A 20,149-nucleotide genomic window follows, 5' to 3' on the forward strand; every position below is an offset into this window, starting at 1 on the left:
ACTGATACCCATGATTCCATTGCCGGACCTGCTGATTTTCGCCGCCGCCGCGTTGTTGATGGTGCTCACGCCCGGCCCGAACATGATCTACCTGATTTCCCGTTCGATCTGCCAGGGCCGCAAGGCCGGCGTCACTTCTTTGCTAGGGGTGGTGGCGGGCTTCTTCGTGCACATGTTTGCCGCTGCGGCGGGGCTGACGGCGGTGTTCCTGGCAGTGCCCATGGCCTATGAAGTGCTGAAATGGGCCGGTGCGCTGTACCTGTTGTGGCTGGCCTGGCAAGCCGTGAAACCCGGCGCGCGTTCGCCGTTTCAGGCCCAGCAACTGCCGGCTGACTCGACCCGCAAGCTGATCACCATGGGTTTTCTCACCAGCGCCCTGAACCCGAAGATCGCGGTGTTCTACCTGTCGGTGTTCCCGCAGTTCATCAGCCCGGAACACGGTTCGCTGTTCACCCAGAGCATCATTCTCGGGTTGACCCAGATCAGCGTGAGTTTCAGCGTCAACCTGCTGATCGCGCTGTTCGCCGCCGGGATTGCCTCGTGGTTCGTCCACAACCCGACCTGGCTGGCGGCGCAACGCTATTTCATGGGCTTTGTGCTCGGTGCGCTGGCCCTGCGACTGATGCTTGAGCAACGGCGTTCGGCGTGAGCATCCGACGGCTGAAGGCAGGTGATGCCGAGGGCTATCGCGAGTTGATGCTCCAGGCTTATGAATTTCATCCACAGGCCTTCACCTCCAGCGCCAGCGAACGAGCGGCGCTGCCCATCAATTGGTGGGAATCGCGCCTGACCAGCCGGCTCGAAGTGATCCTCGGCGCGTTCGTGGCGGATGAACTGGTCGGTATCGTCGGCCTGGCCCTGGAGCCCCGGCTGAAGGCCCGGCACAAGGCGACGTTGTTTGGCATGTACGTCGTCGAGCCCCATCGTCACACCGGGTTGGGTGAACGCCTGATGCAGGCCGCCCTCGACGAAGCCCGTCGCCATGCCTTCCTGCGCCTCGTGCAATTGACCGTCACCGCTGGCAACGAGCCGGCGATCAAGCTCTACCAACGCTGCGGTTTCGTGCTGTATGGCCTTGAGCCGATGGCGATCCGCGTGGGGGACGAATACCTCGACAAGGTCCATATGTGGCTTGAGCTTTGAACTCACCGAAGATTTGAGTGATGGAGCTTTTTGTGGCGAGGGGATTTATCCCCGCTGGGCTGCGCAGCAGCCCTAACCCAGAGAACTCAATCTTCCTGACACACCGAATTGCCTGTTTTGAGGGCCGCTCCGCGCCCCAGCGGGGCGGTGCGACGTTTCGCTAAATCCCCTCGCCACAAAAGCCGTCTGTCAGCGAACCGCGCTAACACCGTCAAGGGTAGAGAACGACGTGTCCTTCGCCGTCAGCAAAAAATCGCGCATATACGGCGCATCCAGCATGTCGGTCCGCACCGCCGCGTAGAGCGTGGCGAACAAGCCTTTCTCCCCCAGCCGCTTGGCCTTCACGTAGCCCCGCGAGCTGTATTCATGCAGCGCCCAATGCGGCATGCCGCAGACGCCTCGGCCGCTGGCGACCAATTGCATCATCATCACCGTCAGCTCGGAGGTGCGGACCTGGGCCGGTTCGATGTCGGCTGGCTCGAGGAACCGAGTGAAGATGTCCAGGCGATCGCGCTCCACCGGATACGTGATCAAGGTTTCGCTGATCAAGTCTTCGGGCACGATGTATGGCTTGCCCGCCAGCCGATGCTGGTTGGCAACGGCGAGCATCGCTTCGTAGGTGAACAGCGGCACGTAGGTGATGCCAGCAAGTTCCAGCGGGTCGGAGGTCACCACCAGGTCCAGGTCGCCACGGGCCAGGGCCGGCAGCGGGGCGAAGGCAAAGCCCGAGGCGAGATCGAGTTCGACTTCGGGCCAGGCATCGCGGAACTGGTCGATGGTCGGCATCAGCCACTGGAAGCAGCTATGGCATTCGATGGCCATGTGTAGGCGTCCGGCGGTGCCGCCTGCCAGCCGTGCAATGTCCCGTTCGGCGCTGCGCAGCAGCGGCAAGGCGGCGTCGGCCAGTTGCAGCAGGCGCAGGCCGGCACTGGTGAAACGGACCGGTTTGGTCTTGCGCACGAACAACTGCATGCCCAGGCGCTCTTCCAATTCCTTGAATTGGTGGGACAGCGCGGATTGGGTCAGGTGCAAGCGTTCGGCGGCTTCCACCAGGCTGTCGGCTTCGCGCAAGGCATGCAGCGTCTTCAGATGACGGAGTTCAAGCACCGGGGTTGCTCCATGAATAAAACTTGTGATCAACACGAAAAGGTTGAGTTTGTCTCATGTGGGGCTGGCTGTCGACAATGGCGCCATCTTTTACAGAAGGACATTCACCATGGCCCTGGCCCATACCCCCGGTTTTCCCCGCATCGGCGCCGACCGTGAACTGAAGAAAGCCCTCGAAGCCTATTGGAAAGGCGACCTGGCCCCGACCGCTTTGCAAGCCGTTGGGCGTGAATTGCGGGCCCGGCACTGGCAATTGCAGAAAGACGCCGGCATCGACCTGCTGCCGGTGGGCGACTTTGCCTGGTACGACCAAGTGCTCAGCCACAGCTTGACGCTGGGCGCCGTCCCGCCACGTTTCCACGGCACCTTGGATGATCAGGGCAAGCCGACGCTCGACACCCTGTTCGCCATGGCCCGTGGCGCCACGACCCGTTGCTGCGGCGCCGGTCACGGTCAGGCGCCGTACGCCCAGGAGCTGACCAAGTGGTTCGATACCAACTATCACTACCTGGTCCCGGAGTTTTCCGCCGACCAGACCTTCGCCCTGAGCTGGGAGCAGCTGTTCGACGAAGTCGACGAAGCCCACGCCCTCGGGCATCGGGTCAAACCGGTGATCATCGGCCCGCTGACGTACTTGTGGCTGGGCAAGGCCAAGGGCGGCGACTTCGACAAGCTCGACCTGCTGGAGCGCCTGCTGCCGGTCTACGGTGAGATCCTCAATCGCCTCAAGGCCCAAGGCGTGGAGTGGGTGCAGATCGATGAGCCGATTCTTACCCTTGACCTGCCACTGGCCTGGAAAAGCGCCTTCGAGCGCGCTTATCACATCCTCCAGTACTCGCCGCTGAAAAAACTGGTGGCGACCTATTTCAGTGGCCTGCAAGACAACCTCGGCCTGGCGGTGAGCCTGCCGGTGGACGGCTTGCACATCGACGCGGTGCGCGCCCCGGATCAATTGGGCCAAGTGCTGGACCGCCTGCCGACCTACAAGATTCTCTCGGTGGGCCTGGTCAACGGTCGCAACGTCTGGCGTTGTGAGTTGGAGCAAGCGCTGGCGCAGTTGCGACCGGCCCAGGAACGCTTCGGCGACAACCTGTGGGTCAGCACGTCCTGCTCGCTGCTGCACAGCCCGGTGGATCTGGAGCGCGAAGACAAACTCGATCCCGAACTCAAGAGCTGGCTGGCGTTCGCCGTGCAGAAGTGCGGCGAAGTCGCGGTGTTGCGCGATGCGCTGAACGATCCGCAGGCGCCTGGCGTACAGCAGGCGTTGATCCACAGCCGAGCAGTACAGGCCCGCCGCGCGGCCTCGGCGCGTATCCATAAACCCCACGTCCAGGAGCGTCTGGCGGCGATCCGGCCACAGGACAGCCAACGGCGCTCGCCGTTTGCCAAGCGCATCGAGCAACAGCGTGTGCGGCTCCAGCTGCCAGCGTTTCCCACCACCTCCATTGGCTCCTTCCCACAGACACCGGCGATTCGTCTGGCGCGCCAGGCCTACAAGCAAGGCACGCTGTCGGCCAACGATTACCAGGACGCGATGCACACCGAGATCCGCCACGCGGTGCAGATCCAGGAACGCCTGGGCCTGGACGTGCTGGTGCACGGTGAAGCCGAGCGCAACGACATGGTCGAATACTTCGCCGAGCAACTGGACGGCTACGCTTTCACCCGTTTTGGCTGGGTACAGAGCTACGGCTCGCGGTGTGTGAAACCGGCGATCATCTTTGGTGACATCAGCCGGCCCGAGGCGATGACGGTCGATTGGATTCGCTACGCGCAAGGTCTCACCGACAAACCCATGAAAGGCATGCTCACCGGCCCCGTGACCATGTTGATGTGGTCGTTCCCCCGGGAGGACGTGTCACGCAAGACCCAGGCCCGACAGTTGGCCCTGGCCTTGCGCGACGAGGTGCTGGACCTGGAAAAAGCCGGGATCGCTATTGTGCAAATCGACGAAGCGGCCTTTCGCGAAGGCTTGCCGCTGCGGCGCGGGCAATGGCAGGAATACCTCGATTGGGCCGTGGAAGCGTTCCGCCTGAGCGCCTCGGGCGTGAGCGATGAAACCCAGATTCACACCCACATGTGCTACAGCGAATTCAACGACGTGATCAAGGCCATCGCCGACATGGACGCCGATGTCATCACCGTCGAAACCTCGCGTTCGGACATGGAACTGCTCGATGCATTCGAAGCGTTCGACTACCCCAACGACATCGGCCCGGGCGTCTACGACATCCACTCGCCACGGGTGCCGGACACCGCCGAGATGGTGGCGCTGATGCGCAAGGCCGTGCAGCGCATCCCCGCCGAACGGTTGTGGGTCAACCCCGATTGCGGGCTGAAGACCCGGGCGTGGCCGGAGACGGAAGCGGCGCTGGTGAACATGGTGGCGGCAGCGCGGCAGTTGCGGGGGCAGGTTGCCTGAACCACCACCGCCCCCGTGGCGAGGGAGCTTGCTCCCGCTGGGTTGCGCAGCAACCCCAGAACATCTCCCCGCCACCACGGTGCGTCAGACAAACCCAAAGGGCTGCTACGCAGCCCAGCGGGAGCAAGCTCCCTCGCCACGGGTGATCATGGCTTCAGATAACCACTCGGCAATCTTCATCAAACTGTCACGCAACTGTGGCAGCGCGCTTGAACAAACTTCATCAGACTCGCGCTCTACTGGGGTTCTGCGTTTTGGTGTTTCTTCATGCGTGTATTCATTTTCCTGGCCGCGTTGTTGTGCGGCTTGCCGTCGTTGGCGGCTTCTCGTTGTGATGTCAATGTCGCGACCCAACGGGTCGACCTGGACCAGGTAAGCCTGGCGTACCAGAGCATCGGGCGTGCCTCCGACCCGGCGCTGTTGTTGGTGATGGGCTTGGGCGGGCAGTTGATCCACTGGCCGGACGAAGTGGTGGTCGCGCTATGCGAACAAGGTTTCCGGGTGATCCGCTATGACAACCGCGACGTCGGCCTGTCCGCCTGGCGCCAGGCGCCCGGCAGCGCCAACCTCACGTTCGAGGCCCTGCGCTACAAACTCGGCCTGCCCGTGGCGGCGCCTTATTCACTGACGGACATGGCCGCCGATGGCCTGGGCTTGATGGACGCTCTGCACGTGCAAAGCTTCCATGTATTGGGCGTCAGCATGGGCGGCATGATCGCCCAGCACATGGCCGCAATGGCGCCCGGGCGTGTCGAGAGCCTGACGCTGATCATGACCACTTCAGGCGCGCAAGGCTTGCCGGCGCCCAGTGAAACCCTGGTGCAATTGTTATCGCGGCGCAGCGCACCGAATCGCGAGGTGGCGCTGGAGCAGCAGGCCGACTTGCTCGCCGCATTGGGCAGCCCGATGGTGGTGGATGATCGGCAGGTCCTGCTGCACCAGGCGGCGGTCGCCTACGACCGAGCCTTCAACCCCGAGGGTGTGAAGCGCCAGATCATGGCGATCATGGCCGAGCCGAGCCGGGTGACGCTGCTCAACCAACTGCAGGTGCCGACCCTGGTCGTCCACGGCACCGCCGATCCGTTGTTGCCGGTGATGCATGGCGTGCACCTCGCGGCGCATATCCGCGGCAGCCAGTTGAAGCTGATCCCGGGCCTGGCCCATCGCTTTCAGGAAGCCTTCAAGGAACCGTTGCTGGGGGCGGTGTTGCCGTATCTGCAGCAGCATCGCGAAGACACCTCGCACTGGGCGCAGATCGAGCCGGTGCAGGCGCCCAACCTGCTCTGAAAAACCTGATGGCTTGAGGCCTGCCCGGTTTTTGTGGCGAGGGGATTTATCCCCGCTGGCCTGCGCAGCAGGCCCAAAATATTCGAACATGGTCGACCTGACTCACCGAGGTGCCTGGTTTTAGGGTCGCTTCGCAACCCAGCGGGGATAAATCCCCTCGCCACAGGGTCGTGGCAACGCTGCTATCGTGTTTGGGCCTGCTCCACCAACCACCCCATCAATTCCTGCAACGGCCCCGAGACCTCGGGTTTGCGCGGGCATACCAAGTGATAACCCAACCCCGTCCTGACCTTCAAATCGAACGGCATCACCAGCCGGCCGGCGCTGAGGTCTTCGCCGATCAGCGACCAGTCGCCAATCGCCACGCCCGTGCCTTGGGAGGCCATGGACATCGCCAGGTCCAGGGTTTCGAAATGCTGGCCCTTGCTGACGTTGCTCAGGTGCACGTCGGCCGCCGCCAGCCAGGCCTTCCAGTCGCGCTCGTCGGCGGTAGGGTGCAGGAGCAAATGCTGTTGCAGATCGATGGGTGAATCCAAGGGGACCGGACCTTCCAGCAAAGGACGCGAGCACACCGGTGTCAGCTGTTCATCGAACAAGTGCAGGCAGTCAAGCGAGGCATCGGGCGGCGGGCCGTAGACCACCGCCGCGTCGAACGCCTCACGCTGGAAATCCACGCCGTGGCGGACCGTGGTGGTCAGTTCCACCGGCACGTCCGGGCGCTCCTTCTGCCATTGCAACAGGCGCGGCAGCAGCCAGCGCATCACACAGGTCGGGGCCTTGAGCTGGAGGGTCTGGCGCTTCTCGCCGATCTGCTCGACCGCTTCGCCGATCAGGCTGAACACCTGCTGCACCCGAGGCAGCCACGCCTGGCCCTGGGCGGTCAGGCTCAAGCCGCGTGCCTGGCGCTGGAACAGCGCATAACCCAAATGATCCTCCAGCCCGGCGATCTGCCGGCTCACCGCGCCCTGGGTGATGTGCAGTTGTTCGGCGGCGCGGGTGAAGTTGCAGCATTGGGCCGTGATCAGAAACGTGTGCAGCGTCGGCAGCGGTGGGAGGCGTTTCATTTGGGATCCAAGCCATGACGTGAGGACATGGCTAGTATGACTTTTTATCCATTGTTGCCGCTACGGCCTGACCGTTCCAATAACGCCATTCCCTCAGAACAAAAGGGGCCCGCCAGGTGACGTGCGGGGCTCTTTTGAAGACAAGAAAAAGGCAATGGCAATGGCGACGTGCGGCGAAGTATTGGTCAAGTTACTCGAAGGCTATGGCGTGGAGCAGGTGTTCGGCATCCCAGGCGTGCACACCGTCGAGTTGTACCGCGGGCTGGCCCGCTCGAGCATCCGCCATGTGACGCCGCGCCATGAGCAGGGCGCCGGTTTCATGGCCGACGGTTACGCCCGGGTCAGCGGCAAGCCGGGCGTGTGCTTCATCATCACCGGTCCTGGCATGACCAACATCACCACCGCCATGGGCCAGGCCTACGCCGATTCGATCCCCATGCTGGTGATCTCCAGCGTGCAGTCGCGCAGTCAACTGGGTGGCGGGCGCGGCAAGCTGCACGAGCTGCCGAACCAGGGCGCGCTGGTGGGCGGCGTGGCGGCGTTTTCCCATACGCTTATGTCGGCTGCCGAATTGCCGGCCGTGCTGGCCCGGGCCTTTGCGTTGTTCCAGGCCGGGCGGCCGCGACCGGTGCACATCGAGATACCGTTGGATGTGCTCGTGGAGGAGGCCGATGACTTGCTTGGCAGCACGCCGGTGAATATCAGCCGTGCCGGGGCCGCGCCCAGTGCCGTTGAGCAAATGGCAACCCTGCTGGCGACGGCGCGGCGGCCGTTGGTACTTGCCGGCGGCGGTGCGCTGGACGCCGGGGTCGAGTTGACTGAACTGGTTGAACGCCTCGGCGCTCCCGTGGCGTTGACCATCAATGCCAAGGGCCTGCTGCCGTCTCGCCATCCGTTGCTGATCGGCTCGACCCAGAGCCTGGTCGCCACCCGCGCGCTGGTGGCCGAAGCCGACGTGGTGCTGGCGATCGGCACCGAGCTGGCCGAGACTGATTACGACGTCACTTTCGCCGGTGGCTTCGAGATTCCCGGCGCGTTGTTGCGCATCGACATCGACCCCGACCAGACCGTGCGCAACTACCCGCCAAAACTGGCGCTGGTGGCCGACGCCCGCAGTGCCGCCCAGGCATTGCTCGATGCATTGAACCGTCGCGTGCACGGCGCGGGCGACAACAATTGGGGCGCGGTTCGTGTCGAGCGGCTGCGGGTTGAACTCGATCAGCAATGGGACGTCCCGACCCGCGCCCAGACGCTGTTCCTCGAGACGATTCTGCGGGCATTGCCCGAAGCGGTTTTCGTCGGCGATTCCACCCAGCCGGTCTACACCGGCAACCTCACCTTCAATCCCGAACGCCCGCGCCGCTGGTTCAACTCGTCCACGGGCTACGGCACCCTCGGCTACGCGTTGCCGGCGGCGATCGGCGCCTGGCTTGGCGGTGTCGACAACGGTCATGGTCGCCCGCCCGTGGTGTGCCTGATCGGCGACGGCGGCTTGCAGTTCACCCTGCCGGAACTGGCCAGCGCGGTGGAAGCGCGCACGCCAGTGATCGTGCTGCTGTGGAATAACCAAGGCTACGAAGAGATCAAGAAATACATGGTCAACCGTGCCATCGAGCCGGTGGGCGTGGACATCTACACGCCGGATTTCATCGGTGTCGCCAAGGCCTTGGGCTGCGCTGCCGAAGCCGTCGACGGCGTCGCGCAACTGCACGCTGCATTACGCGTTGCTTGCGATCGGCAGGGCCCGACGCTGATTGAAATCGATCAGGCGAACTGGATGGCGCAGGTGGCGAAATGAATTTCCCTACGACGCAAGACGGGCTGTACATCAACGGCGAATGGTTGGCGGGCGATCAACCGTTGCGAGTGATCAACCCGGCGACCGAGGCACTGCTGACCACGGTGTATGGCGGCGACGAGCATGCCGTTGATCAAGCCTTGGCGGCCGCTACCCAGGCGTTTGGCCCCTGGTCAAGCACCTCGGGTGCCGAGCGTGGCGCGTTGCTGCGCCGTATCGCTGCCGGCGTGCGGGATGCTCGTGAGCGGCTGATGCATGTGCAATCGAGCAACAACGGCAAGCCGCTTTTCGAAGCAGCGATCGATGTCGACGATGTGGTCGCGACCTTCGAGTATTACGCCGGGTTGGCCGAAGAACTGGACGTCCGCCAGGACAGCCCATTGGCGTTGCCCAGCGACGATTTCAGCGCACGCATCCGCCGCGAACCTTGCGGGGTGGTCGGCTTGATCGTGCCGTGGAATTTCCCGATGGTCACCACCGCCTGGAAACTCGCCCCGGCCTTGGCCGCCGGTTGCTGCGTGGTGCTCAAGCCTTCGGAAGTCACGCCGCTGCCGGAGCTGGAACTGGCCTCGATCATCGCCGGATGCGGCTTGCCCGATGGCGTATTCAACCTGGTCTGTGGCACGGGCCTGGCCGTTGGTGCGCCGCTGGCGTCAGACCCGCGGGTGGCGAAGATTTCCTTCACCGGCAGCAACGCGGTGGGCGTGCAAGTGATGCAACGGGCGGCGGAAACGGTGAAGGGCGTGAGCCTGGAACTGGGGGGCAAATCGTCCTTGCTGGTACTGGCCGACGCCGACCTCGACCTGGCGGTGGAGCTGGCCTGCGGCGGTGGTTTCTTCAATGCCGGGCAGATGTGTTCGGCCACCACTCGGGTGTTGGTGGCGGATGAGCTGGCCGATGAATTCCTGCAACGGCTCAAGTCGCGCGCCGAGGCGATTCGCGTAGCCGATCCGTTTGACCCGGACGTGGAAATGGGCGCGCTGGTCAACCAGGCGCAATACCAGCGGGTGCTGGGACACATCGACCGCGGCTTGAGCGCCGGGGCGACGCTGGTGTGCGGTGGTCAGCGACCTGCGCATCTGTCGCGCGGCTTTTTTTTACAGCCGACTCTCTTCACCAACGTGCCCCTGGACAGTGCGTTGTGGTGTGAAGAGATTTTCGGACCGGTGCTGTGTGTACGCAGTTTCAGCTCCCAAGCGGAGGCGATTGCCCTGGCCAACGACAGTCGTTTCGGCCTGGTCGCCAGTGTGGTCAGTCGCGATGCCGAGGCGGCCGGGAAGGTCGCCGATGCCTTGCAGGCCGGGCTGGTGTGGATCAACGCACCGCAAGTGATTTTTCCCCAGGCCGCTTGGGGCGGTTACAAGCAGAGCAGTCTTGGCCGTGAATTAGGCCCTTGGGGACTGGCGGCGTTCCAGGAAATCAAGCACGTGATCCGGGCCGTCTGACGGCCCGTTATTCGGTCACGCATGCCTCGAAAAAAGGCATGCGCCACGGACATGGCTTCAATGAGTTTTTTTCGATAGTCAGGGATTTTGCACAACCTCAGGATGGCCGCAGACAGCGGCGAAGCCCTCGCAGTACGGGGCTTTGGTCGTCGTTGGACGGTGCGGGCGCAACAGGTTTTACCCACCTCATACTTAGAAGAACAAAGGGAGTCCTCCATGGGCGAGCATGATCTGAACAGACGTCAATTCATCAAGACCGCGAGTGTGGTGTCGGTCGCGGCGGCCGCCATGAGCGTGCCTTTTATCAGCGCCCGGGCCAGCGACACGCGGTTTGTCGGCAAGACCCTGCGCCTGTTGACCTGGTCCGATGACACCGGGTTGGCCGCACTGCGCAATATCGCCGCGACGTTCGAGGCCAAGACCGGGGCCAAGGTCATCGCTGATCGAACCGGCAGCACGTCGGAAATGGTCGCCAAGCTCAAGGCCGGTGGCGACCGCCCGCAGTACGACATCATCACGCTCGCGGGCGTCGGCGCCGAAGGCCTGGCCGCCGCCGGGTTGCTGGAAAAACCTGATCTTAATCGCATTCCCAACCTGGTCGATGTGCCGGCGCAATACCGCACGGGCGCGGGCGGGCATGGCATCGGTTATCTGTTGTGGTGCAACAGCCTGGTCTACAGCACTCGCACCCTGAAACAGGCGCCGAACAGCTACGCCGCACTGTGGGATGCGGAGTTGGCGCCGAATATCTTCCTGCCGCCACCGAACTGGACCGAGGCCATGGACCTGATCATCATCGCCGCGAAACTGGCCGGCGGTGACGAACACAACATCGAACCTGGGTTCAAGAAGCTCGCCGAGCTCAAGGATCGGGTGATGACCCTGGGGGAAAACCCCAACCAGATCGCCGAACTGTTCCGCACCGGTTCCCTGGACATGGGCGGGTTGTACGCGCCGGCGTTCTTCCCCAAGCAGATCCGCGACCCTGCCTATGGCCTTGGCGCGACGTTCGGCATGAAGGAAGGTTTCTACACCGACCTGATGCTCTCGGTCATGCCGAAAAATCGCCCAGGCGATACCGACCTGGCCTACGCCTTCATCGACCACTCCCTCGACCCGCTGGTGCAGGGCAAGATGGCCGAGGACATCTTCAACGGCCCGGTCAACGCCAAGGCCATCATCTCTGCCGAAGCGCGCAAGAGCCCGTACATCCTCACGCCCGAGCAAATCGCCGACAAGGCAATCATGCACGACAACGCCTTCCTGGCGACGGTGCATGACCAGTGGATCCGCCGGTACACGGAAATCTTCTCTTCCTGAATTTCCCTGGTGTGGGAGCGAGCTTGCTCGCGATAGCGGTGGTTCAGTTGCTGGAGACGTTGACGGTGCTGACGTCTTCGCGAGCAGGCTCGCTCCCACAGGGAATAGGGGGTGTATGCCGGATTTGTGAGCAACCGAAATCCAGTGTGGGAGCGAGCTTGCTCGCGATAGCGGAAGGTCCTTTGACGAGGATGTTGGCTGTGCCGCCGTCATCGCGAGCAAGCTCGCTCCCACAGGGAATCGGGGGTGTATGCCGGATTTGTGAGCAACCGAAATCCAGTGTGGGAGCGAGCTTGCTCGCGAAAGCGGAGGGGCAGTTGACGAGGATGTTGGCTGTGCCGCCGTCATCGCGAGCAAGCTCGCTCCCACAGGGAATCGGGGGTGTATGCCGGATTTGTGAGCAACCGAAATCCAGTGTGGGAGCGGGCTTGCTCGCGAAAGCGGAGGGTCAGTTGATGGGGATGTTGGCTGTGCCGCTATCTTCGCGAGCAAGCTCGCTCCCACAAGGAACTGGGTATTTGAAGATTTTTTGTTCTGTCGTTTTCCACTGACGAGACCTTGCCATGGAACACCAACCGTTGATCCATCCGCTAAGCGCCGCGCCGGCGCGTTCTCGGCGCGGTCTTTCGCCGACTGCGCGCGCGTGGTTCTTTCTTTCGCCGTCGATGCTGTTTCTCGGTGTGCTGATCGCTGCCAGCCTGTTGGTGCTGCGCATGAGCGTCGGCACCAAGGGCGCGGAATGGAGCGGCTTCAGCCTCGCCAGCTACGGGCAGTTGCTGGAGCCTTATTACCTCAAGTCCCTGCTGCTGACCTTGCGACTGGCGCTTATCAGCGCGGTGATCGCCGTGCTGCTGGCGATTCCCGTGGCCTACACCATGTCGCGCCTGGCCTCGCCGTTGTTGCGACGGGTGTTCCTGGCGGCGGTGCTGTTGCCGTTGCTGGTCAACCTGTTGCTGCAAAGCTATGGCTGGCTGGTCATCCTCGGACCTGCCGGCATGCTCAACCAGGCGCTGATGGGCCTGGGCTTGATCAAGCGGCCGATCATGTTGCTTTACAACCAGAACGGTGTGCTGATGGGCCTGGTCCAGACCGCATTTCCGCTGGCCGTTTTGCCCATCGCCAGTGCCATGCGCGGTGTGGCCCGCAGTTACGAAGAGGCCGCCGCCACCCTCGGCGCCAGCCGTTTCCAGGTATTCCGCCAAGTGGTGCTGCCGATGAGCCTGCCGGGAATCATTACCGGCGCGACATTGGTGTTTGCCTACAACGCCAGCAGCTTTGTCGTGCCGCTGTTGTTGGGTGGTCGACGGGTGCCGATGCTGGCGGTGATGGTCCACGATCAGATTGCTCCGCTGATGAACTGGCCCGCCGCGTCCGCCGCCGGTGTGGTGCTGATTATCACCACACTGCTGATCATGACCCTTTCCGAGTATTTCACTGGCCGTCGTCGGCGGATGCTGGAGGCTTCGCAATGAGCGTAACGAGTAAAAAACGCCAGGCGTTGTTGCCTGGTGAAACCGGACGCGTGGCGGGGCTGCTGTCAGGTTTCATCCTGCTGCTGGCGGTGCTGCCGATCCTGACCATGATCGTCATGTCCTTCAGCGGGGCGGCGAACCTGGACTTTCCACCGAGCAGCTACAGCCTGCAATGGTATCGGGCGGCCTGGCACACCTTCGTCTCGCCGGACGCCAGCGATGTGCTGAGCCTGGGCCAGGCCATGGGCACCAGCCTGTTGGTGGCCTGCCTGACGATGATCTTCGCCACGCTGATCGCTGTGCCGGCGGCCTACGCCCTGACCCGTTGCGAGTTCCGTGGCAAGGCCGTGGCGCTGCAGCTGATGTCGCTGCCGCTGGTGTTTCCCATGGTGGTGCTCGGGTTGGCGTTGCTGCTGGTGTTCGACAGCCTGCCGTTCCAGATGACCACCTCGCGGCTGGTGATTGCCCACGTGATCCTCGCCCTGCCGTTCGTGGTGAAGAACTGCACCGCCGCCATGCTCGGCATCGGCAGCGAAGTCGAAGAGGCCGCCCGTATGCTCGGGGCAACACCGCGACGAGCGATCGTCGACGTGGTGGTGCCGTTGATGAAGTCGGGGATTCTCGCCGGGATGCTGCTGGCGTTCATCGTCTCGTTCAACGAATTCACCGTGACCTATTTCCTCTACACCATCGATGTCATGACCGTGCCGATCTGGATGTACAGCCGCACCGTGTCGTCGCTGGACCCCACCGTTTTTTCGTTTGCCGTGCTCATCGTGCTGATCGACTTCGTGCTGATCTGGGCGTTGGAGAAACTGGTGGGCGAGGGCGGCGTTTCCTTTTGATTTCGAGGTGAAGACATGACTGGACTGATACTGGAAAACGTCGAGAAACACTACGGCTCGGCCTGCGCGGTCAGGGACGTGAACCTGCATCTGCCCGAGGGCAAGCTGGTGTGTTTCCTCGGGCCTTCGGGCTGTGGCAAGACCACCCTGCTGCGCATGATCGCCGGCCTGGAAAGCCTCAGCGGCGGCGAAATCCGCCTGGACGGCGAAGACATCGGCCACACCCCGGCGCACCTGCGCAACTTCGGCATGGTGTTCCAGTCGCTGGCGTTGTTCCCGCACATGACCGTCGGCGAAAACATTGCCTACCCGCTGAAACTGCGGGGCGTGGGCAAGGCCGAGCAACAGGCGCGGGTGGTGGAGTTGCTGGAGCTGATCCAGCTCCAGGCGATGATCGACCGGCCGGTGGCGAAACTCTCCGGCGGCCAGCGCCAGCGCGTGGCAATTGCCCGGGCCATCGCCGCCCGGCCGAAAATCCTGTTGCTGGACGAACCGCTGTCGGCCCTGGACGCCAAGTTGCGCGAGTCGATGCAAGTGGAAATCCGCCAACTGCAACAGCGCCTGAACATCACCACCATCCTGGTGACCCATGACCAGCGCGAAGCCATGACCATGGCCGACATCGTCGTGGTGTTGGGCGAACATCGCGTGCAGCAGGTCGGCACGCCGATCGAGATCTACCGGCACCCGGCCAATGAATTCGTCGCTGATTTCATCGGTTCCGGCAATATCTTTCCCGCGACTTCCCTGGGCAACGGGCGGGTCGGGCTGCCGGGCGGGGACACGCTGGAAGTACCGGCCAGCCTTGGCGTCAACCCAGGGGAAAGGATCAAGTTGCTGGTGCGCCCCGAAGACGTGCAGCTGTCATCGCCCCAGGCCTCGGCGGGTAACCGGTTGCTGGGCAAGGTGACGTTCGTGCGGGACATCGGCGCGACGATCGAGACCACGGTGGAATGTTCCGGCGTCTCGTTCACGGCGCTGAACACGCCGTGCCAGGGCATGGACCTGGGCATTGGGCAGCCGGTGTCGGTGACCGTGCCGGCGCAGGTGTGTCGGTTGCTGGGGACCTGAGCTCATCGTCCTGAGAGATGAGTTGTCTTGACTGGCGCTTTCGCGGGCAAGCCCGCTCCCACAGGAGATCTTCAGCGAACACAAATTCTCTATTCACAACCGATCAACTGTGGGAGCGAGCTTGCTCCGGGCGGCGATCCGACGATGAGGCCGGCCCAGTCAGCACAAAGTCTGGATCAAACAGTCATCCGCAACCGCGCCAGATCCCGCAACGGCGGCGCGCCAAACAACCGGCTGTACTCACGGCTGAACTGCGACGGGCTTTCATACCCCACCCGATACCCCGCCGCCGACGCTTCCAGCCCTTCGGCCAGCATCAGCCGGCGGGCTTCCTGCAAGCGCAGTTGCTTCTGGTATTGCAGCGGGCTCATGGCTGTCATGGCCTTGAACCGATGATGCAAGGTCGAGACGCTGAGGTTCACTTCCCGAGCGAGGTCATCGATGCGCAACGGCTGTTCGAAATGGCCGTTGAGCCATTTGATCGCCTGGCTGATGCGATGGCTCTGGCTATTGGCGATGGCGATTTCATACAGCCGATAGCCTTGCGGGCTGCGCAACAGGCGATAAAGGATTTCCCGGCGCACCAAGGGCGCGAGCATGGCGATGTCCTTCGGCGCATCGAGCAGGCGTGCCAGGCGCAGCACCGCGTCGAGCATCGGCGTGTCCAGGCGTTCGACATACAGGCCGCGACCGGCCGGGCGAGTCGGCACGCCGAGGGGGCCGGCATCGGCGATCAGAGCGGTGATTTCCGCCGGGTCGATGTCCAGGCGCAGCGCCAGGATCGGCTGCTCGGGCGAGACGTTGGCGATGCAACCGCTCAACGGCATCGACACCGAGACCACCAGGTAATGCAGCGGATCGTAGTTGAACAATTCATCCGCCAGCCGCACCTGTTTGCTGCCTTGGGCCATGATGCACAGGGCCGGTTGCGCCAGAACGGGGGCGAATTTGTGCGGCTGGCTGTGGCGCGACAGATGCAACGAGCCGATGGCCGTGGCGTAGCTGCCGTCTTCGCTGGTGTTGCGGTCGATGATCGACGCCAATTCGGCGCGCTGTTGTTCCAGATACGTGTCCAGCGGGACGTGGGCGTGATCGAGTGGCGACATGCCGGAATCCTCAACGAGTACAGGGGCGATGTAACAAAGCTTATGTTTGTGCAAGGCGCGGCGGTAGTCACATCCTGTTGAAAGCTTGCCTGATCCTGCACGACTGGCGCCTGCAGGACTGTGCAACGCGGTTGAAACTTGCTTGAAACCTTTTGTTTCAACTTCCACTGTTCAACTCATGTCGAGGCCGGATTCGGGGTTGGCGAGGGGCAGGATTGTGCAATGGGTCGGCAGGAATCGACTAACGAATCTGGCGTCGGGACGCTTAACCTTTGATCCTGTCGCAGCCTGTCCCCGGCTGCACAACGGATTACCTGGGAGGGTTGAACATGACTACACACATCCCCGTCAGTCACATGGCTTTCGTCCGGGCCCGCACTGGCTGTTCCAAGCCGTTGGGTGCACGCCTCAGCACACTGATCGCGCCCTCGCGCCAGACGCCCGGTTGCCTGCACTTTGCCTTGCAGCAATCGCAATGCGACGCCGATTTGTGGCTGGTGTCCGGGCTGTGGGTCAACCAGCAGGCGATGGACGCTTACTTCAACTCACCGGCCATGGCGATCTTCGCCGAGCTGGTACAGGACCTGGTGGTGAGCAGCCTGGATTTCCACACCTTCCGGGAAGTGTCCGCCGTCCAGGCGACCGAAGGGTGCATGGCGAAGGTACACAAACTGGCCGGTTGAAGGTTTAATGACGGTCATTTTCCATCGCCAGGATGCGCACTATGGCACGCAAAGCCTTTGAAACGTTTGAAGCAGTTTCCGCTGTTGTTCCCAAGGAAGGTGGCGGCTATTACGCAGCCATCGCCACCAAGGCCATCGGTGGCTCAGGTGCGCCGCGCTTCAACAAGGTACTTGAAGAGCAAGTGTTCGAAACCGCTACCAAGGCCGATGAAGCGGCTGCCGTGCAGTTGACTCACCTGCAGGGTGTCGACGACGAGGGTGGGTTGGTCTGGTAATCAGCATCGTGGGGATCGTTTTTGTGGCGAGGGAGCAAGCTCCCTCGCCACAGGGGTACGCTGCTGTTATCGCGGGCGATGCATCTTGAACAACGCCTCCGGCCCCAGTTGGAAATAATCCGCCGGCCCGCCACCGCGCAAGATCGGCTCGGCGGCTGCGGTGTCGTACACCCCATCCTTCAACAGCCATTTGGCGATATGCACGGCGACCACTTCGCCGAGGATCAGCCAGCTCGGCACCAGCCCTTTGTCCGCCCGCTGCAATTGAATGATCTGCGTGACCTTGCACTCGAAGGACACCGGGCTTTCAGCGACACGCGGCACCTGGACCACCCGTGACGGGGCGGCCGTCAAACCCGCCAGTTCGAACTCACTGACCTCTGGCGCAACCATCGCGCAGCTCTGGTTCATTTGTTCGGCCAACGGGCGCGTGGCCAGGTTCCAGGCGAATTCGCCGGTCTGTTCGATGTTGTTCAGGCTGTCCTTGCGCCCGACACTGGAGAACCCAATGATCGGCGGAACGTAGTTGAAGGCGTTGAAGAAACTGTAGGGCGCCAGGTTCAGGCGGCCTTCGCCATCCTGTGAAGAAATCCAGCCGATGGGCCGTGGGCCGACGATGGCGTTGAACGGGTCGTGGGGCAGGCCGTGGCCGTTGGCGGGTTCGTAAAAATGGATGTCGTCGGGCATGGCTGGAGAAGGTCCTGCGATGGAAGTTCAAGGGATTCGAGGATAGTGCAGGGCCCCGCCGTTTTTGTCAGCACCCTGGAACCTCGTGGGAGCGGGCTTGCTCGCGAATGCGGTGGTTCAGACAGATGGATGTTGACTGACACACTGCCTTCGCGAGCAAGCCCGCTCCCACATTGGATTTTTGCAGTCAGGAAAATCGTGCTCCGCTGTTATCGCTGTGCTGGTTTCGTTTGCCCCACAAACAACTAAGCCCGGCCGAAGCCGGGCTGTAAGAGTGTCGTTGTGGTTATTAGCTGATGGCGGCACCGTTGGTGCGATCGAAGCCATCTTCAGCGACGGTGTTGCCGTTGGTGCGATCGAAGCCATCTTCAGCGACGGTGTTGCCGTTGGTGCGATCGAAGCCATCTTCAGCGACGGTGTTGCCGTTGGTGCGATCGAAGCCATCTTCAGCGACGGTAGCGCCGTTGGTGCGATCGGAACCGTCAGCAGCGAGAGTGGCGGCGCCAGTGCGCTCATAACCATCAGCGGCGATGGCCGAGCTGGTGCGGTCGAAGCCATCGGCAGCAAAAGTGTTGGCGGCCAGTACGGACAGGGTCAGGGCGATGATCAGTTTGGTTTTCATGGTCGTGCTCCAGAATGTTTAACGTTAAGTGCCTTGGGTGTGGAGTTCATATTACGCTTGTTAAATTGATTAAAAAGCGCAAAAAAATGCTAAAACCTATCGATTAAATCGATTTGTTTGCGGCTGCCACAATACGGTCAATGAGGCCCATTACCGGCGTATCCAATGGCGTTCTGTTGAGGATGAGGATGGGGGGCGGGCATTAACTAGAAATTAATGTCAGATAAATCTTCGGACATGCAGAACGAAAAAAGGGGCGAACCTGTCAGGTCCGCCCCTTTTTTCTATACGTGTCGAGAGGTCAGTCGGTCACGATCCGCGAATGCTTGCGGGTGTCCTTCATGGTGATGTAGACCAACAGCGACACGGCGATGCAGGCCGTCACGTACCAGTAGTAGCCGGTTTCCATGCCGATGCTCTTGAACCACAGCGCGATGTATTCAGCGGTGCCGCCGAAGATCGACACGGTGAGTGCGTAGGGCAGGCCGACGCCCAGGGCGCGGATTTCGGTAGGGAACAGCTCGGCTTTTACCACCGCGTTGATCGAGGTGTAGCCGCTGACGATGATCAGCGCCGCCATGATCAGGAAGAACGCGCCCCACCAGGTCTGGATGGTGTGCAGGGTGGTGAGGATCGGCACGGTGAACAACGTACCCAGGATGCCGAAGGCAATCAGGATCGGCCGACGACCGATCTTGTCCGACAGCCCACCGATGACTGGTTGCAGGCACATGAACAGGAACAGCGTGGCGGCGGAAATGGTGGTGGAGTCGGAGATGCTCATGCCGACGGTGTTCACCAGGTATTTCTGCATGTAGGTGGTGTAGGTGTAGAACGCCAGCGTGCCGCCCATGGTCAGGCCGACCACGGTCATCAGTTCCTTGGGATGGCGCATCAAGGTGCGCATCGCGCTTTCCTTGGCCTTTTCCTTCTTGGTGAACGACTCGGTTTCTTCCATGCCACGCCGCAGGTACAGCGCGACAATCGCACACAGCGCGCCGATGGCGAACGGGATGCGCCAGCCCCAGGCGTACAGTTGCTCGGTGGTGAGGAATTGTTGCAGCACGATCAGCACGCCGAGGGCGATGAGCTGGCCGGAGATCAGCGTGACGTACTGGAAGCTGGAGAAGAAACCACGGCGTTCCTTGGTCGCCATCTCGCTCAGGTAGGTCGCCGAGGTGCCGTACTCGCCACCCACCGACAGGCCTTGGAGCAAGCGGGCAAACACCAGCAGGATCGGCGCGCCGACGCCGATGGTTTCGTAGCTCGGGCTCAGGGCGATGATCAGCGAGCCGAAGCACATCAGGTACACCGAGGCCATCAATGCACGTTTGCGACCGGCGCGGTCGGCGTACAAGCCCATCAGCCACCCGCCGATCGGGCGCATCAGGAAGCCCACGGCGAAGATCGCGGCGGTATTGAGCAGTTGGGCGGTGGTGTCGCCCTTGGGGAAGAAGACTTTGGCGAAGTACAACGAGAATGCGGCGTAGACGTACCAGTCATACCACTCGACCATGTTGCCGACCGAGCCGCTGAAGATCGATTTGATCCGGCTGGCGGTGGTTCTTTCACGGGCGGGCACGGCAGCCGACCCGATGGGCAGGGCGTTGGAGTTATCCATTGAAGGATCCTTCGTTTAATTGTTTTTGTGGAGCGCGTGGGAACGCAGCCTGACAGGGCTATAGCAGGAGCTGTGCCAGGTGGCGAAAGGCCGGTCTAGAGGGGGTGGGGGTATTGCGTCGGCGGAAATCCGCTCATTGTGATTGGGGGTGTGGGCGGGAATCCGCTTATGCAGGAAGGTG

18 protein-coding genes are annotated in these 20,149 nt (G+C 62.4%); 12 read left to right on the plus strand and 6 right to left on the minus strand.

All coding sequences use genetic code 11. From position 1 onward, the window contains the following. Positions 1-10 precede the first annotated feature (10 nt). Both KSS97_RS06715 and KSS97_RS06720 read left to right on the plus strand, forming a co-directional pair. Entirely contained in the window at positions 11-649 is a 639-nt protein-coding gene (locus KSS97_RS06715; protein ID WP_047230397.1) for a LysE family translocator, read from the plus strand. After that, entirely contained in the window at positions 646-1,143 is a 498-nt protein-coding gene (locus KSS97_RS06720) for a GNAT family N-acetyltransferase (RefSeq protein ID WP_217861341.1), read from the plus strand. Before KSS97_RS06715 ends, KSS97_RS06720 begins: the two co-directional genes overlap by 4 nt. 189 nt (positions 1,144-1,332) lie before the next feature. Here the strand turns inward: KSS97_RS06720 and metR are convergent, their stop codons facing one another. Beyond that, entirely contained in the window at positions 1,333-2,250 is a 918-nt protein-coding gene (gene metR / locus KSS97_RS06725; RefSeq protein WP_060740854.1) for a transcriptional regulator MetR, read from the minus strand. Positions 2,251-2,359: 109 nt separating this feature from the next. Between metR and metE the strand changes: the two genes are divergently transcribed. Continuing rightward, a complete protein-coding gene (metE, locus tag KSS97_RS06730) occupies positions 2,360-4,672 on the plus strand; it encodes a 5-methyltetrahydropteroyltriglutamate--homocysteine S-methyltransferase (protein ID WP_217861342.1) in 2,313 nt (770 codons plus the stop codon). A 267-nt stretch (positions 4,673-4,939) separates the two neighbouring features. Then, positions 4,940-5,959 (plus strand): alpha/beta fold hydrolase, encoded by a 1,020-nt coding sequence (locus tag KSS97_RS06735; RefSeq protein WP_217861343.1) that lies wholly within the window; start codon positions 4,940-4,942, stop codon positions 5,957-5,959. 182 nt (positions 5,960-6,141) lie between these two features. Here KSS97_RS06735 and KSS97_RS06740 read toward each other — a convergent pair whose 3' ends face one another. Continuing rightward, a complete protein-coding gene (locus KSS97_RS06740) occupies positions 6,142-7,023 on the minus strand; it encodes a LysR substrate-binding domain-containing protein (RefSeq protein ID WP_217861344.1) in 882 nt (293 codons plus the stop codon). 160 nt (positions 7,024-7,183) lie between these two features. On the opposite strand from KSS97_RS06740, the gene KSS97_RS06745 reads away from it, so the two are divergent. The 6 genes from KSS97_RS06745 to KSS97_RS06770 all read left to right on the plus strand — a co-directional run bounded on the left by KSS97_RS06745 (position 7,184) and on the right by KSS97_RS06770 (position 14,974). After that, entirely contained in the window at positions 7,184-8,821 is a 1,638-nt protein-coding gene (locus KSS97_RS06745; protein WP_217861968.1) for a 5-guanidino-2-oxopentanoate decarboxylase, read from the plus strand. After that, a complete protein-coding gene (locus tag KSS97_RS06750) occupies positions 8,818-10,266 on the plus strand; it encodes an aldehyde dehydrogenase family protein (protein ID WP_217861345.1) in 1,449 nt (482 codons plus the stop codon). Before KSS97_RS06745 ends, KSS97_RS06750 begins: the two co-directional genes overlap by 4 nt. Before the next feature lie 216 nt (positions 10,267-10,482). Further along, the gene (locus KSS97_RS06755) at positions 10,483-11,586 is read left to right on the plus strand and encodes an extracellular solute-binding protein (protein WP_217861346.1); all 1,104 of its coding nucleotides are present in this window, start codon (positions 10,483-10,485) and stop codon (positions 11,584-11,586) included. A 563-nt stretch (positions 11,587-12,149) separates the two neighbouring features. Next, positions 12,150-13,058 (plus strand): ABC transporter permease, encoded by a 909-nt coding sequence (locus KSS97_RS06760; RefSeq protein WP_217861347.1) that lies wholly within the window; start codon positions 12,150-12,152, stop codon positions 13,056-13,058. Beyond that, positions 13,055-13,903, plus strand: coding sequence for an ABC transporter permease (locus KSS97_RS06765; RefSeq protein ID WP_030138438.1), 849 nt, complete (start codon positions 13,055-13,057; stop codon positions 13,901-13,903). Before KSS97_RS06760 ends, KSS97_RS06765 begins: the two co-directional genes overlap by 4 nt. Before the next feature lie 15 nt (positions 13,904-13,918). Beyond that, positions 13,919-14,974, plus strand: a complete 1,056-nt coding sequence (locus KSS97_RS06770) for an ABC transporter ATP-binding protein (protein ID WP_217861348.1) — start codon at positions 13,919-13,921, stop codon at positions 14,972-14,974. Between the two features lie 176 nt (positions 14,975-15,150). On the opposite strand, the gene KSS97_RS06775 is transcribed toward KSS97_RS06770, so the two are convergent. Further along, entirely contained in the window at positions 15,151-16,080 is a 930-nt protein-coding gene (locus tag KSS97_RS06775) for an AraC family transcriptional regulator (protein ID WP_030138440.1), read from the minus strand. A gap of 329 nt (positions 16,081-16,409) precedes the next feature. Between KSS97_RS06775 and KSS97_RS06780 the strand changes: the two genes are divergently transcribed. After that, complete coding sequence (locus KSS97_RS06780) at positions 16,410-16,763, plus strand: putative quinol monooxygenase (protein WP_217861349.1); 354 nt, start codon at positions 16,410-16,412, stop codon at positions 16,761-16,763. 41 nt (positions 16,764-16,804) lie between these two features. Beyond that, positions 16,805-17,038: a hypothetical protein gene (locus KSS97_RS06785; protein ID WP_030138442.1), complete on the plus strand. Its 234-nt coding sequence runs from the start codon at positions 16,805-16,807 to the stop codon at positions 17,036-17,038. Between the two features lie 66 nt (positions 17,039-17,104). On the opposite strand, the gene KSS97_RS06790 is transcribed toward KSS97_RS06785, so the two are convergent. From KSS97_RS06790 to KSS97_RS06800, 3 genes are all read right to left on the minus strand, one after another. Then, the gene (locus tag KSS97_RS06790; RefSeq protein WP_217861350.1) at positions 17,105-17,725 is read right to left on the minus strand and encodes a flavin reductase family protein; all 621 of its coding nucleotides are present in this window, start codon (positions 17,723-17,725) and stop codon (positions 17,105-17,107) included. Positions 17,726-18,014: 289 nt separating this feature from the next. Further along, positions 18,015-18,347 carry a hypothetical protein gene (locus tag KSS97_RS06795; protein WP_217861351.1) on the minus strand — a complete coding sequence of 111 codons (333 nt, stop codon included), beginning with the start codon at positions 18,345-18,347 and terminating at the stop codon, positions 18,015-18,017. A gap of 301 nt (positions 18,348-18,648) precedes the next feature. Further along, the gene (locus KSS97_RS06800; protein ID WP_030140849.1) at positions 18,649-19,968 is read right to left on the minus strand and encodes an MFS transporter; all 1,320 of its coding nucleotides are present in this window, start codon (positions 19,966-19,968) and stop codon (positions 18,649-18,651) included. Positions 19,969-20,149 lie beyond the last annotated feature (181 nt).

The organism is Pseudomonas alvandae (genome assembly GCF_019141525.1).
Taxonomy (GTDB): Bacteria; Pseudomonadota; Gammaproteobacteria; order Pseudomonadales; family Pseudomonadaceae; genus Aquipseudomonas; species Aquipseudomonas alvandae.

Coding starts and splice junctions, on each gene's coding strand:
- metE (WP_217861342.1), top strand. CDS start 2,360: ATGGCCCTGGCCCATACCCCCGGTTTTCCCCGCATCGGCGCCGACCGT.
- KSS97_RS06760 (WP_217861347.1), top strand. CDS start 12,150: ATGGAACACCAACCGTTGATCCATCCGCTAAGCGCCGCGCCGGCGCGT.
- KSS97_RS06750 (WP_217861345.1), top strand. CDS start 8,818: ATGAATTTCCCTACGACGCAAGACGGGCTGTACATCAACGGCGAATGG.
- KSS97_RS06715 (WP_047230397.1), top strand. CDS start 11: ATGATTCCATTGCCGGACCTGCTGATTTTCGCCGCCGCCGCGTTGTTG.
- KSS97_RS06800 (WP_030140849.1), bottom strand. CDS start 19,968: ATGGATAACTCCAACGCCCTGCCCATCGGGTCGGCTGCCGTGCCCGCC.
- KSS97_RS06775 (WP_030138440.1), bottom strand. CDS start 16,080: ATGTCGCCACTCGATCACGCCCACGTCCCGCTGGACACGTATCTGGAA.
- KSS97_RS06790 (WP_217861350.1), bottom strand. CDS start 17,725: ATGCCCGACGACATCCATTTTTACGAACCCGCCAACGGCCACGGCCTG.
- KSS97_RS06745 (WP_217861968.1), top strand. CDS start 7,184: ATGGCGACGTGCGGCGAAGTATTGGTCAAGTTACTCGAAGGCTATGGC.
- KSS97_RS06755 (WP_217861346.1), top strand. CDS start 10,483: ATGGGCGAGCATGATCTGAACAGACGTCAATTCATCAAGACCGCGAGT.
- KSS97_RS06770 (WP_217861348.1), top strand. CDS start 13,919: ATGACTGGACTGATACTGGAAAACGTCGAGAAACACTACGGCTCGGCC.
- KSS97_RS06780 (WP_217861349.1), top strand. CDS start 16,410: ATGACTACACACATCCCCGTCAGTCACATGGCTTTCGTCCGGGCCCGC.
- KSS97_RS06795 (WP_217861351.1), bottom strand. CDS start 18,347: ATGAAAACCAAACTGATCATCGCCCTGACCCTGTCCGTACTGGCCGCC.
- KSS97_RS06785 (WP_030138442.1), top strand. CDS start 16,805: ATGGCACGCAAAGCCTTTGAAACGTTTGAAGCAGTTTCCGCTGTTGTT.
- KSS97_RS06735 (WP_217861343.1), top strand. CDS start 4,940: ATGCGTGTATTCATTTTCCTGGCCGCGTTGTTGTGCGGCTTGCCGTCG.
- KSS97_RS06765 (WP_030138438.1), top strand. CDS start 13,055: ATGAGCGTAACGAGTAAAAAACGCCAGGCGTTGTTGCCTGGTGAAACC.
- KSS97_RS06740 (WP_217861344.1), bottom strand. CDS start 7,023: ATGAAACGCCTCCCACCGCTGCCGACGCTGCACACGTTTCTGATCACG.